Origin of the sequence: Enterococcus sp. DIV2467a, from assembly GCF_050532945.1 — a bacterium.
Lineage (GTDB): Bacteria > Bacillota > Bacilli > Lactobacillales > Enterococcaceae > Enterococcus > Enterococcus faecalis.
The window spans coordinates 1,461,991-1,478,884 of the sequence record NZ_CP172896.1 but is presented as its reverse complement, the minus strand read 5'-3'; the positions used below and the strand labels follow the sequence as shown (position 1 = coordinate 1,478,884).

The 16,894-nt window shown below is 39.4% G+C and carries 13 protein-coding genes; 1 reads left to right on the top strand and 12 read right to left on the bottom strand.

Annotated elements, in window-relative coordinates:
* Positions 1-33: 33 nt before the first annotated feature.
* The 4 genes from IGL80_RS06900 to IGL80_RS06885 all read right to left on the bottom strand — a co-directional run bounded on the left by IGL80_RS06900 (position 34) and on the right by IGL80_RS06885 (position 6,366).
* Complete coding sequence (locus tag IGL80_RS06900) at positions 34-924, bottom strand: phosphate ABC transporter substrate-binding protein PstS family protein (protein ID WP_002404292.1); 891 nt, start codon at positions 922-924, stop codon at positions 34-36.
* A 110-nt stretch (positions 925-1,034) separates the two neighbouring features.
* Positions 1,035-2,213, bottom strand: a complete 1,179-nt coding sequence (locus tag IGL80_RS06895; RefSeq protein WP_002360187.1) for a pyridoxal phosphate-dependent aminotransferase — start codon at positions 2,211-2,213, stop codon at positions 1,035-1,037.
* A 161-nt stretch (positions 2,214-2,374) separates the two neighbouring features.
* On the bottom strand, positions 2,375-5,065 hold the full coding sequence (locus tag IGL80_RS06890; protein ID WP_002394489.1) for an alpha-mannosidase: 2,691 nt from the start codon (positions 5,063-5,065) through the stop codon (positions 2,375-2,377).
* An 11-nt stretch (positions 5,066-5,076) separates the two neighbouring features.
* Positions 5,077-6,366, bottom strand: coding sequence for a glycoside hydrolase family 125 protein (locus tag IGL80_RS06885; RefSeq protein ID WP_002360183.1), 1,290 nt, complete (start codon positions 6,364-6,366; stop codon positions 5,077-5,079).
* Positions 6,367-6,522: 156 nt separating this feature from the next.
* Here IGL80_RS06885 and IGL80_RS06880 point away from each other — a divergent pair, with 156 nt between their 5' ends.
* The gene (locus tag IGL80_RS06880) at positions 6,523-7,569 is read left to right on the top strand and encodes a GntR family transcriptional regulator (RefSeq protein ID WP_002360181.1); all 1,047 of its coding nucleotides are present in this window, start codon (positions 6,523-6,525) and stop codon (positions 7,567-7,569) included.
* A gap of 48 nt (positions 7,570-7,617) precedes the next feature.
* On the opposite strand, the gene IGL80_RS06875 is transcribed toward IGL80_RS06880, so the two are convergent.
* From IGL80_RS06875 to IGL80_RS06840, 8 genes are all read right to left on the bottom strand, one after another.
* The gene (locus IGL80_RS06875) at positions 7,618-8,547 is read right to left on the bottom strand and encodes a LysR family transcriptional regulator (RefSeq protein ID WP_002360180.1); all 930 of its coding nucleotides are present in this window, start codon (positions 8,545-8,547) and stop codon (positions 7,618-7,620) included.
* Between the two features lie 18 nt (positions 8,548-8,565).
* Positions 8,566-9,279, bottom strand: a complete 714-nt coding sequence (locus tag IGL80_RS06870) for a carbonic anhydrase (protein WP_002382382.1) — start codon at positions 9,277-9,279, stop codon at positions 8,566-8,568.
* Between the two features lie 182 nt (positions 9,280-9,461).
* Positions 9,462-10,094, bottom strand: coding sequence for an orotate phosphoribosyltransferase (pyrE, locus tag IGL80_RS06865; protein ID WP_002360179.1), 633 nt, complete (start codon positions 10,092-10,094; stop codon positions 9,462-9,464).
* 1 nt (position 10,095) lies between these two features.
* Entirely contained in the window at positions 10,096-10,809 is a 714-nt protein-coding gene (gene pyrF / locus IGL80_RS06860) for an orotidine-5'-phosphate decarboxylase (protein ID WP_002357417.1), read from the bottom strand.
* A complete protein-coding gene (locus IGL80_RS06855) occupies positions 10,799-11,737 on the bottom strand; it encodes a dihydroorotate dehydrogenase (RefSeq protein ID WP_002369312.1) in 939 nt (312 codons plus the stop codon). The genes pyrF and IGL80_RS06855 overlap by 11 nt, the downstream gene beginning before the upstream one ends.
* Complete coding sequence (locus tag IGL80_RS06850) at positions 11,734-12,525, bottom strand: dihydroorotate dehydrogenase electron transfer subunit (protein ID WP_002365731.1); 792 nt, start codon at positions 12,523-12,525, stop codon at positions 11,734-11,736. The genes IGL80_RS06855 and IGL80_RS06850 overlap by 4 nt, the downstream gene beginning before the upstream one ends.
* A gap of 107 nt (positions 12,526-12,632) precedes the next feature.
* Positions 12,633-15,815, bottom strand: a complete 3,183-nt coding sequence (gene carB, locus IGL80_RS06845) for a carbamoyl-phosphate synthase large subunit (RefSeq protein ID WP_002360176.1) — start codon at positions 15,813-15,815, stop codon at positions 12,633-12,635.
* The gene (locus IGL80_RS06840) at positions 15,815-16,894 is read right to left on the bottom strand and encodes a carbamoyl phosphate synthase small subunit (protein ID WP_002360175.1); all 1,080 of its coding nucleotides are present in this window, start codon (positions 16,892-16,894) and stop codon (positions 15,815-15,817) included. The genes carB and IGL80_RS06840 overlap by 1 nt, the downstream gene beginning before the upstream one ends.

Here is a 16,894-nt window from a genome sequence, read left to right as displayed (position 1 = left end):
AGCCAATCCTGTTTATTGGCTGAGTTTTTTTGTTTATTTTTCAGTTACTTTTCCATTTACATCACGTTCTACTTGCATATCTGTGATGGCTAAATAGCCTAAGTCTTTGACAATTGTTTTTTGAACATCATCGGTGACCATATAGTCTAAGAAGGCTTTTACATCTTTATTAGGCTCCCCTTTTGTATACATATGTTCATAAGACCAGATTTTCCATGAATTGTCTTTCACGTGTTCTTCTTTTGGTTCAACACCATCAATGCTTAAGGCAACGGTGGAATCATCCATATAAGAAAAAGCTAAATAGCTGATTGCTCCTGATGTTTGTTCAACAATTTTACGAACTGTTCCCGAAGAATCTTGTTCTTGTGATTGAACTGGTTTAGCTCCATCTAAGCCCCATTTTTCAAATGTTGCTCGGGTGCCACTTCCGTTTGCGCGGTTTATTACGACGATTTCTTGATCTTTGCCGCCCACTTCTTTCCAGTTTTTGACTTTGCCAGTAAAGACATCAATCAATTGTTGCTTCGTTAAATTCTTCACGCCGACTTCTTTGTTGACCACTGGTCCCATACCGACCACGGCCACCCGATGATCGACTAATTTAGAGGCATCCACGCCATCTTTCTCTTCGGCAAACACATCGGAATTTCCAATGGTCACTGCGCCATCTGCAACTTGCGAAAGTCCTGTTCCGCTGCCGCCACCTTGGACAGAAACTGTATAATTAGGATGTTCTTGTGTAAATTGATCTTTCGCAGCATCTACTAACGGTTGTAAAGCGGTGGAACCAACAGCGACAATTTTAACTGGTTTGTTACTATCCGCTTCGCTGGATTTTTCAGTTGTGCCTCCTTGAGCTCCGCACCCAGTTAATAATAACCCTAGACTCAGCATAGTTGCTGCAATTACACGTTTTTTCATCTTTGCACTTCCTTTTCAATTAGTTACAAGTTTAGTCTACCAAGACTCTGTTAATTCTGTTTCAATTAAATGTAAATAAAAGGTAAAGGTGTGTAAAGAATCTATAAAGGCTAGTGCGTTACGCGTTGTGTCGCCATGTAATGTGCGATTCGTTCCATGGCCGTTGTTAATTTATCCATATCGGACGCATAACTAATTCGGACGTATCCTTCTGCTTCTGGACCAAAAGAAATACCTGGAATCAACGCTACTGCTTCTTTTTGCGCTAAATCAATACAAAATTTCATAGAATCTTGTTCATAACCAGTAGGAATCTTAGCAAAAATATAAAAGGCGCCATTTGGACGCGCAACCTCAAACCCCAATTGAGTCATCTGTTCATAAACAAAATCGCGCCGTTTCCGATACTCTTCTTTCATAATTTCAGCATCATGCATTCCTTCGATTAAGGCACGAACAGCCGCTTTTTGAGACACTGTTGCAGACGCAGTAACTAAATACTGATGAACTTTAATGATCTCCGCTGTTAAAATCGCTGGTGCAAAAATAAAGCCAATCCGCCAGCCTGTCATGGCATGTGATTTCGACAAACCGTTAATTAAAATCGTTTGGTCACGTAACATTTCAGCAATCGAAACATGACTCTCATCATAAGTTAACTCACTATAAATTTCATCACTAATCACAAAAATGTCGTATTTTTTTAGAACATCAGCAATTGCTTGCAACTCTTGGCGGTTATAGGTGACACCAGTTGGGTTGCTAGGATAATTTAAAATAATTGCTTTGACTTGTTCCCCATGCTCGGCCATTGCCGCTTCAATCATTTCAGGGGTCAAGACAAAATCGTTGTCTCGTGTATCCAAATATACCGGTTCCGCCCCCGCCAATGTAATAATTGGTTCATACCCTGGGTAAATAGGTGCTGGCAATAGCACTTTGTCGCCTTGTTCTAAAATTGCTAATAACGAAGCTGAAATCGCTTCTGTTGCTCCAACTGTTACTAAAATTTCTGTCGCAGGCTGGTAAGTCAAATGGTACTTTTCTTTCATAAAATAAGCGGCTGCTTCACGGACATCTAATAAACCAGACATCCCTGTATAATGAGAAAAATTCGCATCAATTGCTTCTTTGGCTGCTTTTTTGACATGCTCAGGTGTGTTAAAATCCGGCTCTCCTAGTGTTAATTTTAAAATACCTTCAATTCCTGAGACTTGTTCGTCAAATTGACGAATTAAAGAAACAGCAATTTTATTTACTTGACGATTAAAACGATTGGTTAAATCCATTTAGCTTCACTCCTTCAGTTGACGTTATAGTAGCACAAATTGACCGTAAAATGAATGATTTTCTCATTGTTTCGCTAGATTTTTATTATAAATATCTCAAAAAAACGACAGAGAAGAAAATAGGAGAACTTTGTCCTTTTCAACAAAGTTCTCCTATTTATTTATTTTTCGAAACGCCATGTCCGAATTTCAAACGGACGTAATGGTGCATCAACTTCTATCGCTGGTGTCAACGGTTCTTCTAATACATTTGTTAAACAAGTCGCTGGTTGTGTCTCTTTGTGAAGTTCACAAGGAATATTTTGCGCTGTTAGATTAAAGCCACGAACGACTAAATGATTTGTTTGCTCTTGACGTTTAACGGCTGTCCAACCAATTGGTCCTTCTGCCGTTGTCAAATAGACATGGTTCGGTGCTAGTTTACCTTCATGACGCGTAGTAGTAGCTGCAGTAAAAGGAATTTGTGCACTATAGGCTTGTTGATACGTAGCAAAGCGTTCTTCTGGTTTTCCATGCAATGACAAACCATATTTAAAGGTATATTCTCCTTGACATTGTGCTTCTGGTGTCGCAAAATAGCCCCAATCACCTAGTTCGCCAACACAACGAATTAATGTGACCGCAATGGTTCCATCTGCCAATACTTCATACTCATTTAAGCCTTCATTGAAGATAGTCACGCCTTTATTTTGGTCATGAACATTCACAAACGCTTGTTGGTGCTGCGGGTTTGTTGGATTTTCCCATGCGTCGCTTACTTGATTTGGTCGTGTCACGACTTCATAAATACTATCCGCTTCGTGTGTTTCTGTGACCATGCCAGTTGGGAAAAGCACGCGTAAACGATGATCTTTGATTTGATTATTAATGGTTGTTTCAAAGAATAATTGGTTACTTTCTTTGATCATTGTAACCACTGTCGTTATTTCGAACGGGCGAAGCGTCGTTGAACGTTGTGCTTGGCGTTCTCTAAACTCACGAACAGCCTTTTGTTCTTCTTCTAATCGTTCATCTGCTGAAACTGGTAACATGACGGTTTGTTTAATTTGATAACTTGCTTTTACAGGGGAATTTTCTTTATTCGTAATTTCAGCCGTTACATTTTCAGTTGTAATTCCTTGGTCTTCGGTCGGTTTGAAAAAGATATATTCATTCCCAATGTCGCCAGTATCTTCAAATGTTAACAATTTTGAAAATGTTTCTCCTGTTTTTTTGTCAGCAATGGTTAAGCTACCATTGTTTTCAATTTTCACTTGAATAAATTCGTTTTCCATTTCATTTGTTGCTGGTTGAGCCAAAAGACTTCCTTCAAAAGCTTTCGTTTCTCCTTGAATCAATGCAAAGCTATCCCAAGAGAATGGCGCCATTTCTTTGACAGATAATTCGACCGTTAAGTATTTAGCCATGTACGGTTGACGGAAAGCATCTTTAGGTAAATCGTAACCAAAACGAACATCTTCTTTGACAATACGGCTTGCAACGGCTTTTCCAGTTGGATCAATCACTTGATAATCTGGGGTGGCTTTTTGTTTTAATTCATGATAAAGATCTTCAGGTTTTCCTGTATAAAATGGCAATCGTTCAATCTCCACTTCCACAGTGACAACCTCCGTTTTCTGATAGCCACTAGTATTAAATAAAACAAACGGGTGCGCTTTTTCTGGGAAAACACTTGTATCAATTGCTTCTGTTAATTGTCGTGTTGCTTCATCTGCTAAGAAATGCCCGACATCATTGGCATTTTCAAAGCGAGTCATCATGCCTCGGTGAACCTCGTCGACAGAACAGCCACAAATACTATCGTGCGGATGGTTTTGAAGCAATGTTTTCCAAGCATAATCAAATTGGTCATGTGGGTAGTCGCCAGTTACTTCGTAAGCCATCGCTGCTAAAGGTTCTGCGATATTTTCTAATTGGCGTTGGACTTTTGTGTTCCACTGTTTTAAATAGACGCGAGCAGAAGAAGTATTGGCTAATGTGTACCAGCCGTCCGTTTCTTGACTCGTTAATTCGCCTGTTACTGTTCCTAAATCTTCTGGTAACTCCTCTTGAACAGCTTTCAAATAGTCATCGAAATTGGAATGAATAAATTCATATTCTGGGAATAGTTCATTGGCTAAAGCGATGGCCTTAGTAATATCTCTTTGTACCGGTTGGTGGTCGACCCCATTCATCATCAATAAATGGTTTGTGGAAGCGTAACGTTCCACATCAGCCAATTTTTGTTTCCAAAAAGCGATTGCCGCTTCTTTTTCTGAAGGAATTTCGTTCCCGTTACTATACCAGTTTGCAAAAAGCAAGCCGAAAATTTTCGTTTGATCAGGACCTTCCCACCACATTTCAGAATATTGTGAGCTATAGTCGCTTTCTAAGACTTGGTTATCAAAGCCAATCGGTTTCACCCCGCGTCCAAAGGCAGCCGCAGGCAGATTTGCTAATTGCATCATTTGAGGCGTTTGACCCATATTCCCAAATGTATCCGGGAAGTAACCTAATTGAACTGGTGCTCCCCATTTTTGACTTTCTAAATGCCCAATCAGCATGTTTCGAACATTGGATTCAGAGCTAATTAAAAAGTCATCTTGTAAAATATAAAATGGTCCGATTTTTAGTTTGCCTGCTTGGACAGCTTTTTTTACGGCTTCTTTTTTCTCTGGGCGAACTTGTAAATAGTCGTCTAAGATAATCGTTTGTCCATCTAAATGGAAACTGTTAAACTCTGGATCATTTTCAATTAAATCTAATACATTATCCACTAATTCAATTAAGCGCATATGATGTTCTTCATAAGGAAGATACCATTCACGATCCCAATGACTATGGGAAACAATATAGACTTTTTTCTTTGTCATCACTTTTCCTCCTATTTTTCCACTCGGATGTCAAAATAATCCATAACTAATTCACAAAACATCATATTAGCCCATGAAAACCATTCTCTTGTATAATTTTCAGGATTATCTACGTCAAAACCTTCATGCATCAAATGAGTCCCCGCATCTGTGGCAACTAATAAATCTAAAATTCGTTCTTTTTCAGCTTTATCTTTGGTTGTCATTCCTTCCATTGCTAAAGCAATCGGCCACACGTAATTTTCTGGTGTATGCGAGCTACCAATCCCTTTCGCGTATTTGCCTTCATAGAAGTAAGGATTTTCTTTACTTAATAAGGTTTGACGGGTTGTTAAATATTGTTTATCCTCTGTTGAACAATAACCCAGATAAGGGGCTGCTACTAAATTGGGAACATTACTGTCATCCATCACGCTTGCATTGCCTAAGCCATCCACTTCATACGCATAAATCGTTTCGTTATTTTGATTTTTTGTTCGTCCAAATGTTTGGATGCCTTCTTCAATCTCTTCTTGTAATTTTTTAGCAATCGCCACAATCGTAGCATCTTCTAAAACATCAGAGAAAATTTCTTGAATATAGCCTAAAATTACGACTGCAAACATATTAGAAGGAACTAAGTAACCATATTGGCAGGCATCATCACTAGGACGGAAGCCTGACCATGTCATCCCTGTTTTGCCGACTGGCGTTCCTTTCCCTGCTTCAACCAACGTATCTTCTTGACGCCACGTATCTCGTTCAAATAAATAAGGTGACTGTGCGTGATCTTGTTCTGTTGTAAAAACGTTGAGAATTTTTTTGACGCCTTCCACAAAATCTGAATTAAATTGTTCGGTCATCCCAGTATTTTTATAAAGTAAATAGGCTAATTGGACCGGGTAACATAATGAATCAATTTCATATTTCCGTTCCCAAATCCAGCCATTCATTTCGGTCTTATCAGTTTGATGGCCTGCATGATTATCTGTTTCATTAAACGCATTGGCATAAGGATCAATGCAAATATAACGAAACTGGCGTTTAACCAAACCAGCAATCATTTGAGCAAGGTCTTCGTCTTCTTTCGCAATCACTAAATAGGGACGAACTTGCGCTGTTGAGTCTCTTAACCACATTGCTGGAATATCGCCTGTTAATAAAAAGGTAGTACCATCTTCTTGACGTTTCACTGTTGTTAGTAAAGTATTGGCAAAGGCCGCCTGAAAGTTTTTTGCCCAATCTTGATGTGCTTCACCGCATTTTTCTGTAATTGTCTCCATAAATGTTGCTACGGATTTTGGAACTTCTGTATAAACCATTCTCGTCACCTCTTAAATTTGATATATCATTTCACAATTGAATTATAGCGTTTACATTTCAATTTGTCTAGTGATTTCAATCATTTTTTTCATTTTAAAACCAATTAATTTATGGTAAACTATAAATAAGATATATCTTATTGTGAGGTGAAATGAATGAAGCAACCATTATATCAACAAATTATTGATTATTTACAAAATGAAATTGATTCAGGGCGATTGCCTGTTGGAGCGCAAGTGCCTACCGAAAAAGAATTATCGGCTCAGTTTAACGTCAGTAGAATTACGTCCAAACGAGCGCTAACTGAGTTGGAAACGCAAGGCGTAATCCAACGTCACCAAGGAAAAGGAAGTTTTGTTCAAGCACCAAAGCATCCTCTTCATACCTCTTTAAATAAAGTTCTTTTTTTATTGCCTTTTGCAGACGATTTATCAGTAGGAAATTTCTATAGCGGTTTGGCCCCTACTATTCAAGCAGCTGGTTTAGAAGTCTTTATGACCTCGCCTAATTTTTTGAGAGAGAAAAATGCTGCGGACATTGTGAATGAGTTTGCCGGGCTTGTCTATTATGCTGCTACTAGTAATGACTACCTCGACTTATTGTTTGAGTTGGCTTTGATGAATTTTCCAGTCGTTGTCTTGGATAAAAAGATCCATGATTTACCTTTTGCAACCATTCAATCAGACAACTTTGCTGGTGGTAAAACAGCAACCGAACGCTTAATTGGCTTAGGACATACGAAAATTGGATATATCCTTTCAGGAAGTCCGGCCCTACAATCCGTTCGGCAACGTTATTTAGGTTATCTCCAAGCTTTAAAAGAAGCCAATCTGGCGTTCCATACAGCAATCACGGAAACCAATCTCTTAGATGAACACAACTTTAAACAGTATTTTGAGGCGCACCAACTCACAGCCGTGGTCTGCGATAATGACTTCAGCGCGTTACATTGTTTACGAAACTGTAAAAACCTAGGTATTCATGTGCCTGAAGAATTATCGATTATTGGTTTTGACGATATTCAAGCAGCAGCATTTGTCGAACCGCCATTAACAACCATGGCGCAAGACTTTAAAGAAATGGGAAAACTAGCTGGTGAAGTGTTATTACAAACGATGCAACAAGACATTCAAATCATAGAAGACATTCAAGTACCTGTCACATTAATTGAAAGAGAAACCATTTCTACTGTTTCAAAATGAGCCAAAAAAGAAGGAACTATCAGTCAACTCACTGATAGTTCCTTCTTTTTATTCCTTAGTGCTAAATGTTTTGGTATCTACCTCTTTTTTAAACAACGCTTTTAATTCTTTGATAAAGTAGCGACCAATTGGACTGATTTCCCGATTTTTGGGAAAGAGTAAACAAATACGATTTTCCAAAGCTGGCGCCAATGGCACTAACCGAATTTCTTTCTTCGTAAAACCCGTTACGACACCTGAACCAGAAGCATAAGCATTGGTTTCTACCAACAAATTCATTAAAGTTCCACGATCCGTAGTATGAATGACCGATTCCTGCTCAGGAATTTCAACTAAATCTTCAGAAAAATAGGAAAAATTGCTTCCTTCTTGATTAAAGCGAACTTGTGGATAGGGAACTAATTCCTCTAAATGAATTTCTTTTTGCTTGGCTAAAGGATGATGATTTCCTAAAAAAATGTGTGTATTAAAAGTACTAATTACCTCGTAGGCTAGATTAGCTTGTTCTAAATACCGTTCAATACTGACACTATTTTGTTCATTTAAATAAATAATCCCCAACTCACTGTGAAATCCTTTGACGTCTTCAATTACTTTTAAGGTTGTGGTTTCAAAGACACGAAAATCTTTATATTGATCCCCATACTTTTTAAGAACTTTGGCAATTACCTCACCTAAAAAATCGTAATGTTGCGAAGAGATGGAGAATCGTTCGCTGGTCACTGTCTCGCGATAGCGATTTTCCAATAACTCCATTTGAAATAAGACTTTCTCTGCTTGTTCTAAAAAAACCATTCCTTCTTCCGTTAAAAAAGCTCCCTTATTAGTACGTAAAAAGAGGGAAATCCCTAGTTCTTCTTCTAGTTCCCGAATACTATTTGACAAGCTAGGTTGTGTAATAAATAGTTTTTTGGCTGCTTCCCGAAAACTCCCATTGTTAGCTATGGCAGCAACATACTTCATTTGTTGAATATTCAACACTTTTTCCTCCACACACTAATCATTTGAAAAATAAATCTTACGCCCATTCAACGGCTGAAGGGGCCGATTGTTAAAGGCCAACATACCTTCCTTGATCTTATTTAAAAAGGCTTGATCCATTTTTTGAATGGTATCAAATACAAACCATTTCACTGGACCCTTAGTTGGCGGTGTTGTTAACGAGCCTACATAATGGTAGTGTAGACGTTCCTCTGGTAAAAAGATTGACGGATTAAACCATTGTTGGTGCGTGCCGTTTTCCCAGTCCATCGGATGATTCGCTTCTGAAAAACGATTTTCTTCCTCTGTGATGGTAAACAGGCAACCGACAACTAAATTTTCGCCAGCATCATTCATATGAACCAAATGGAATTCTAGCGGATACTGCTTTCCCGACAGCAAATGTTCGCTAGGCATATGAAAATGGATATCGGTTAAATGATACGCAACATTTTCAAACATTACGTAACTTTCCGTATTTGGTGGTACAAAATGAAACGTATTTTTGAATTCTTTTTCAGTGAATTCTTCTTTTTTATAATGAAACGTAATCTGAGAATTTACTGTCTCAGCACTTTCTTTTTCTAAAGCAATTGGCGATTGATAAGCAAACTTAGCACCTTCTGCAAACCAGTCACATAGCGTATGCCAATGTTCTGGTCCATCGTTGCCTGTATAGCTCCATTCAACGTCCATATTTTTTATTTTTTTCATACACTCTTCCTTCATTTCCACATAGTAATCAGGTAAAACTCATGTTAAAACTCTATCCTAACATCTTTTCTACGTCAAACAAAAGAACTTAGATCATTACGCTCCTCGGCAAATGACCTAAGTTCTCCTACCGTTAAATCTGGTTACTGAAAATGATACTAAAAATCAGACGACAAGAACCATCTTTAGTTCAACGGTTATTTGCCCCAGTTTTCAGGATCTTTTTTCCATTCTTGTAATAAGGTAACATCTTTTTCTTCGATATAATTTGCTTCTAATGCAGCATCAATTAAAGTTGAATAATTGGTTAACGTTAGTAACGTCATCTGTTTATCTGCAAAATTTGCCGTTCCTTTGGGTAACTCATAAGTGAAGATTGCCGCAACGCCTAAAACCGTTGCTCCTTCACGTTCCGCCGCTTCTGCCGCTTCTAACACGCTACCGCCTGTTGAAATTAAATCTTCGATAACTACCATTTTTTGTCCTTCAGAAATTCGGCCTTCAATTTGATTCCCTTTGCCGTGGTCTTTGGCTTTACTGCGGATATAAACCATTGGTAATCCTAAAATATCGGCTACCCATGCCGCATGTGGAATCCCTGCGGTAGCTGTCCCAGCAATCACTTCGACTTCTGGGAAAGTCTCTTTAATTTTTGCCGCTAAGCCTTCTGCAATTTCTTTACGCACAGCAGGATAACTCATCGTGATACGGTTATCACAATAAATCGGGCTTTTTATGCCACTAGCCCAAGTAAAAGGCTCATTAGGGTTTAAAAATACCGCTTCAATCTCTAATAAATCTTTGGCAATCTTTTTTGCTACTTTTGTCATGTTACTTTCCGCTCCAGTCTTTTTTGATTTCTTGATAGGCTTCATAAGGATTTTCTGCTTGGGTAATAGGTCGGCCAACAACGATATATGTGGACCCGATTTCGCGAGCATGTTGCGGCGTAACGACCCGTTGTTGGTCACCTACTGCACTTCCTGCTGGACGAATACCAGGTGTTAAGCAAATAAACGTCTGCTTGGTTGCTTCTTGAATACCACGTGCTTCTAATGCTGAACAAACCACGCCATCCAGACCCGCTTTTTCCGCACATTTAGCATAATGAATGACACTTGTCTCTAAAGGAACGTTGATTAATTGATCGTGGTGCATCTCTTCTTCACTAGTAGAAGTCAACTGGGTTACAGCAATTAACTCAGGAACCTTAGCGCCTGGCTGAGTCCCTTTGATTAGACCTTCCTTAGCTGCTTGCATCATTCGAACGCCCCCTGCTGCATGGACATTGGTAATAGCAACGCCTAATTTTGCTAAATTTGTCATCGCTTTTTCCACAGTATTCGGAATATCATGTAATTTTAAATCCAAGAAAACATCGTGTCCTTGTTCTTTAAGCCAGCGAACAATCGCTGGTCCTTCTGCGTAAAAAAGTTCCATCCCCACTTTAACAAACAAGGCTTCTTCCTTAGGAAATTTTTCTAAAAAAACAGCCACTTCTTTTTGCGTGGGAAAATCTAACGCAATAATTGGTCTATCGTGCATTTTGCTGCCCCTCTCTCACTTCTTTAATTAATTGTTCCAACGATTCAATACCTAACTCTTCCATTCGCTTAGGTAATCCGTCAATCAACTTCGGACAAATATATGGATCTGTAAAGTTGGCCGTACCAACACCGACAGCGCTAGCACCTGCCATGAACATTTCCAAGACATCGTCCACTGTTTGAACACCGCCCATTCCAATAATTGGCAACTGAGAAACACTGGCGACTTGTCGGATTAAGCGAATAGCAACAGGTTTAATGGCTGGGCCAGATAGTCCACCAGTTTGATTGGCTAAAATAGGTTTTCTCGTTTTTAAATCAATGCGCATCCCGAGCAATGTATTAATCATAGAAAAACCGTCTGCGCCCCCTGCTTCAATTGCTTGGGCGATCGGCACAATGTCCGTTACGTTTGGTGATAGTTTAACATAAATCGGAACAGAGGCGACTTTTTTGACTGCTTGTGTTAATTGAAAAGCAACCTCTGGATCTGTACCAAAAGCTATGCCGCCATGTTTCACATTAGGACAGGAAATATTCAATTCAATTGCTTTGACGTTAGGCGCTTGCCCAATTTTTGCGCAAACAGCCACATAGTCCTCTTCGCAAGCACCTGCAACATTTGCGATAATCGGTAAGTTAGGGTATTTTTCTAATTTCGGTAATTTTTCTTGCATAACCACTTCTAAACCTGGATTCTGCAATCCAATGGCATTTAGCATACCACTGGGTGTTTCAGCTACACGTGGTGTGGGATTTCCATATCGTGCTTGGGGCGTTGTCGCCTTAATCATAATTGAACCTAATTGATCAAGGTCATAATAGTTAGCATATTCTTCCCCGAACCCAAAGCAACCACTGGCGGGAATAATTGGATTTTTTAATGTTAAACCTGGAATTGAAACAGCTAAAGGATTTTTCATCATAAGATAACCTCACTTGCTTTAAAAATCGGACCTTCATCACAGACCTTGACACTTTTTGCTCCAGTAGTGTCTCCTTTTTTATGGCAAACGCAGGCATAGCAAGCCCCAATTCCACAGGCCATCCGTTCTTCTAAAGAAAGGTAAACGTGTGGATGTGTTGGAAATAAAGAATCAATTGCTTTTAACATACCATTCGCACCACAAGCATACACTGCATCAGGGATCCGTCCTTTTGCTAACGCTTCTGACAATAAACGGCCCACGTTGCCATGAGCGCCAAACGAGCCGTCATCTGTGGCAAAATGTGTTTCTCCTAATGCCATAAATTCTTGTTGGTAATAAGCAACCTCTTTTGATGCATAACCAAGAAAATGAATCACTTTCACGCCTTTTTCATTGAGTTGTTTTGATAATTCATACAATGGGGGAATCCCGATTCCTCCGCCAACGATAAAAGCAGTTTGACCAGCTGCTACGGTAGTTATATCAAAGCCGTTTCCTAAAGGACCTAAAATATCTAATTGTTCACCAGCCTTCATGGTGGCAAACACTTCCGTTCCAGCGCCTTCGACTCGATAAATCAAACGACAGGTTTCATTCGAATGATCAATTTGGTTGATGCTAATCGGTCGCCGCAAAAGTAAATCTGCACGCGGAACCTTGATATGCACAAACTGTCCAGGTCGTGTCATCTCTTTCACTAACTCGCCTTGTAAGTCTAACTGATAAATCCGTGGCGCTAACTGTTTTTGAGCTACAATGGTCATCATTTCTTGCTTTCTCTGCATCAGTATCCTTCACTCCTTTATTCTCTGATTCCCCTATAAATGATTTTCTATTTCTTCGTAAAAGAATCTGGAACAGTCCTCCTCAGACGATTGTTCCAGATTTTTGCTTAAATGGCTTCTGTCGTAAAGGCTCTTGATTCTAAAACTTTTAAAATCGCATTTGCTGTGTCAAGTGAGGTAAACAATGGAATCCCATGTTCGACTGCTTCCCGACGGATTGAAAACCCATCTTGGTTGGCACTGGAACGATTTTTATCCATAGTATTGATTACCACTTGTGCATTCCCATTACGAATGACATCCAGCACGGTTTCCCCTTCAGGATTAGAAATTTTCGTCACTTTCTTAACAGGCAACTGATGCTTCGCTAAAAAGTCAGCGGTTCCTTCCGTTGCGACTAAACTATAGCCAATTGCTGAAAAACGCTTAGCAATTTCTAACGCCTCTTCTTTTGTTTCATCAGCAATGGTGAAAAGTACAGCCCCATAACTTGGCAAATGCAAGCCAGATGCTTCAAAGGCTTTATACAAGGCTTTTTCTAAATAATAATCACTACCCATAACTTCCCCAGTTGATTTCATTTCAGGCCCTAAGTACGTATCTACTTTTTGTAGTTTCGTAAAGGAGAACACAGGGGCTTTCACATGAACTTGTTTACTTTCAGGATATAATCCATCTTGATATCCTAGGTCAGTCAGTTTCTCACCAAGAATCGCTTTTGTAGCAACTTGAGCCATCGGAATCCCTGTGATTTTACTTAAGAAAGGAACTGTTCGACTCGCACGAGGATTCACTTCAATCACATAAACACGATTTTCATGAATAACAAATTGAATATTCATCATACCTACACAGTTTAAACCAAGTGCCAGTTTTTTTGTATAATCGGCAATTGTTGCTTGAATTTCTTGAGAAAGATACTGCGGTGGATAAACCGCCATTGAATCACCAGAATGCACGCCAGCTCGTTCAATATGTTCCATAATCCCTGGAATTAGTACTGTTTCACCATCACAAATGGCATCAACTTCACATTCTTGTCCCAATAAATAGCTATCAACTAAGACAGGATGTTCTGGAGAAGCTTTGACTGCATGTCGCATATAATCTTCCAAATCCTTTTGATTTTCGACAATTTCCATTGCACGACCACCTAAAACATAACTTGGACGCACTAAAACGGGATAGCCGATACGATCAGCAATCACGACTGCTTCTTCTGCACTTGTGGCCGTATCTCCTGGTGGTTGAGGAATCGCTAACTCTTGCAAAGCCTGTTCAAATAAATCACGATTTTCCGCACGATCTAAATCTTCAATCGTTGTTCCAAGAATTTTAACGCCTTGTTTTGTGAGCGGCTCAGCTAAATTAATCGCTGTTTGTCCACCAAATTGGACGATCACGCCAATCGGATTTTCTAAATCAATCACATTCATGACATCTTCTAAAGTTAATGGCTCAAAGTATAATTTATCAGAAACAGAGAAATCTGTTGAAACTGTTTCAGGATTACTATTCATAATAATTGCTTCATAACCAGCCGCTTGGATTGCTTTGACAGAATGAACGGTTGCATAATCAAACTCGACCCCTTGACCAATGCGAATGGGACCAGAACCTAATACTAGTACAGAAGGCTTTTTCGAAACATTGCTTTCGTTTTCCACTTCATACGTGCTATAAAAATAAGGCGTATGTGATTCAAACTCTGCAGCACACGTATCCACCATTTTATAGACGGGCACAATTTGATTGGCTCTGCGGAAGTCAGCGATGGCTTGTTCTGTTTGTCCCCAAAGTGCTGCGATTTTCCGATCAGAAAAGCCATTTTGTTTGGCTTCTTTCAAGACAGCTACGTTGTTCACGTGACTTTCAAGGGTCGTTTCAATTTCGATAATGTGTAAAAGTTTATCCAAGAAGAATAAATCAATTTTCGTTAAACTTTGTAATTCTTCGATGCTATATCCTCTGCGAATGGCTTCTGATAAGTAGAACAATCGATCATCTTGCGCATGGACCATTTTCTTCGTTAATTCTAAATCACTGACATGAGTTAGTTCTGCTAACTCGTTGTGATAAGCACCAATTTCTAAAGAACGAACTGCTTTTAATAAGGATTCTTCAATATTGCGGCCAATTGCCATGACTTCCCCGGTTGCTTTCATTTGCGTTCCTAGTTCTCGAGCACCTTTTTCAAATTTATCAAAAGGCCAACGAGGAATTTTGGAAACAACATAGTCCAAAGCCGGTTCAAATTCGGCATAAGTGGTTCCAGTAACTGGATTTTTCATTTCATCTAATGTTAAACCAACAGCAATTTTTGCGGCTAACTTCGCAATTGGATACCCTGTGGCTTTACTAGCAAGTGCAGATGAGCGAGAAACACGAGGATTCACTTCAATCACATAATAATTAAAGCTATGCGGGTCCAAAGCTAATTGAACATTACAGCCACCTTCAATTTTTAATGCACGAATAATTTTCAAGGACGCATCTCGTAACATTTGGTATTCATAATCTGATAAAGTTTGACTCGGAGCAAAAACAATCGAATCCCCAGTGTGAATGCCGACAGGATCAAAGTTTTCCATGTTACAAACCACAATCGCATTATCAGCCGAATCACGCATTACTTCATATTCAATTTCTTTAAAACCAGCAATACTTTTTTCAATTAAACATTGTGTAACTGGTGATAATTTCAGACCGTTTTCGGCAATCTGACGGAGTTCTTCTTCCGTATCGCACATGCCGCCGCCTGTTCCACCTAAGGTAAATGCGGGACGAACGATAATTGGATAGCCAATTTGTTTGGCAAAAGCCACGGCTTGTTCCACCGTATTGACAATTTCACTTTCTGGAATCGGTTGTTCTAATTCTTCCATCAATTGTTTAAATAAATCACGGTCTTCCGCTTGGTCAATCGCACTGAGCTTTGTTCCTAGCAATTCTACATTTAGCTCATCTAAAATTCCTGATCCCGATAATTCCATCGCCATATTTAATCCAGTTTGACCACCTAATGTTGGTAGAAGAGCATCAGGACGTTCTTTCCGCAAAATTCTTGAAACAAATTCTAAAGTAATCGGTTCAATATAAACATGATCCGCGATTTCTTTATCGGTCATGATGGTCGCTGGATTTGAGTTTACTAAGACAACTTCATACCCTTCTTCTTTTAGCGCTAAACAGGCTTGTGTGCCTGCATAGTCAAATTCTGCTGCTTGTCCAATAATGATTGGTCCTGAACCAATCACCATGATTTTCTTGATGTCCGTTCGTTTTGGCATTAGTTTTGCTCCTTCCATGCATCCATTAATTCCATAAATTCGTCAAATAAATGAAGACCATCGTGCGGTCCTGGAGCCGCATCTGGGTGATATTGCACAGTAAAAGCTGGATAATCTCGATGACGCACGCCTTCAACCGTTCCATCATTGACTTCCACGTGGGTCACAAGTAATTTTTCTGGATCAATTGTTGCTTCATCTACGGCATATCCGTGGTTTTGTGAAGTGAAATCAATGCGTCCTGTTGCAATTTCTCGTACAGGATGATTCAAACCGCGATGTCCAAACTTCATCTTATACGTATCCGCACCATTTGCTAATGAAAATAACTGATGACCTAAGCAGATGCCGAAAATTGGAACTTTTCCTTGGATTGCTTGAATCATTTCAATAGCTTCAGGCACATCTTTGGGATCTCCAGGCCCATTTGTCAACATGACACCATCGGGACTTAATTCTAAAATCTCTTCGGCCGTTGTATTATAAGGCAACACGGTTAAGTTGCATTGCCGTTTTGATAATTCTCGCAAAATACTATGTTTCAACCCAAAATCAACGACGACCACATTACGCCCAATACCTGGACTCGGATAAGGCTTAGTGGTGGAGACTTGTGCCACTTGATTTTTCGGCATGACTGTCGCTTTTAATTGATCAAATGCATGCGGCAAATCATCCACGGCATCAATGATGCTCCCTTTCATTGTTCCAGCTGATCGTAACTTACGAGTCAGCGCACGCGTATCAATTCCTGAAATTCCCGGAATCCCTTTGCGCTTTAAAAATTCATCCAAGGTCATTTGTTGACGCCAATTTGAAGCAACCCGCGCATGCTCTTTAACAATGACACCTTTACAGGTTGGTGCAATGGATTCATAATCATCTCGGTTGACCCCGTAATTTCCAACTAATGGATACGTAAAAGTAATCATTTGTCCATTAAAACTTTGGTCAGTAATTGCTTCTTGGTAACCTGTCATGCCAGTAGTAAAAACAACTTCTCCTACTACATTGCCTTCTGCACCAAACGCTTTTCCTTCAAATACTGTTCCGTCTTCTAAAATCAATAACCTTTTCAA

Excerpts from the sequence above, each read along its gene's own strand:
- IGL80_RS06900 (WP_002404292.1), bottom strand. The coding sequence starts at position 924 with ATGAAAAAACGTGTAATTGCAGCAACTATGCTGAGTCTAGGGTTATTA.
- IGL80_RS06895 (WP_002360187.1), bottom strand. The coding sequence starts at position 2,213 with ATGGATTTAACCAATCGTTTTAATCGTCAAGTAAATAAAATTGCTGTT.
- IGL80_RS06890 (WP_002394489.1), bottom strand. The coding sequence starts at position 5,065 with ATGACAAAGAAAAAAGTCTATATTGTTTCCCATAGTCATTGGGATCGT.
- IGL80_RS06885 (WP_002360183.1), bottom strand. The coding sequence starts at position 6,366 with ATGGTTTATACAGAAGTTCCAAAATCCGTAGCAACATTTATGGAGACA.
- IGL80_RS06880 (WP_002360181.1), top strand. The coding sequence starts at position 6,523 with ATGAAGCAACCATTATATCAACAAATTATTGATTATTTACAAAATGAA.
- IGL80_RS06870 (WP_002382382.1), bottom strand. The coding sequence starts at position 9,279 with ATGAAGGAAGAGTGTATGAAAAAAATAAAAAATATGGACGTTGAATGG.
- pyrE (WP_002360179.1), bottom strand. The coding sequence starts at position 10,094 with ATGACAAAAGTAGCAAAAAAGATTGCCAAAGATTTATTAGAGATTGAA.
- pyrF (WP_002357417.1), bottom strand. The coding sequence starts at position 10,809 with ATGCACGATAGACCAATTATTGCGTTAGATTTTCCCACGCAAAAAGAA.
- IGL80_RS06855 (WP_002369312.1), bottom strand. The coding sequence starts at position 11,737 with ATGATGAAAAATCCTTTAGCTGTTTCAATTCCAGGTTTAACATTAAAA.
- IGL80_RS06850 (WP_002365731.1), bottom strand. The coding sequence starts at position 12,525 with ATGCAGAGAAAGCAAGAAATGATGACCATTGTAGCTCAAAAACAGTTA.
- carB (WP_002360176.1), bottom strand. The coding sequence starts at position 15,815 with ATGCCAAAACGAACGGACATCAAGAAAATCATGGTGATTGGTTCAGGA.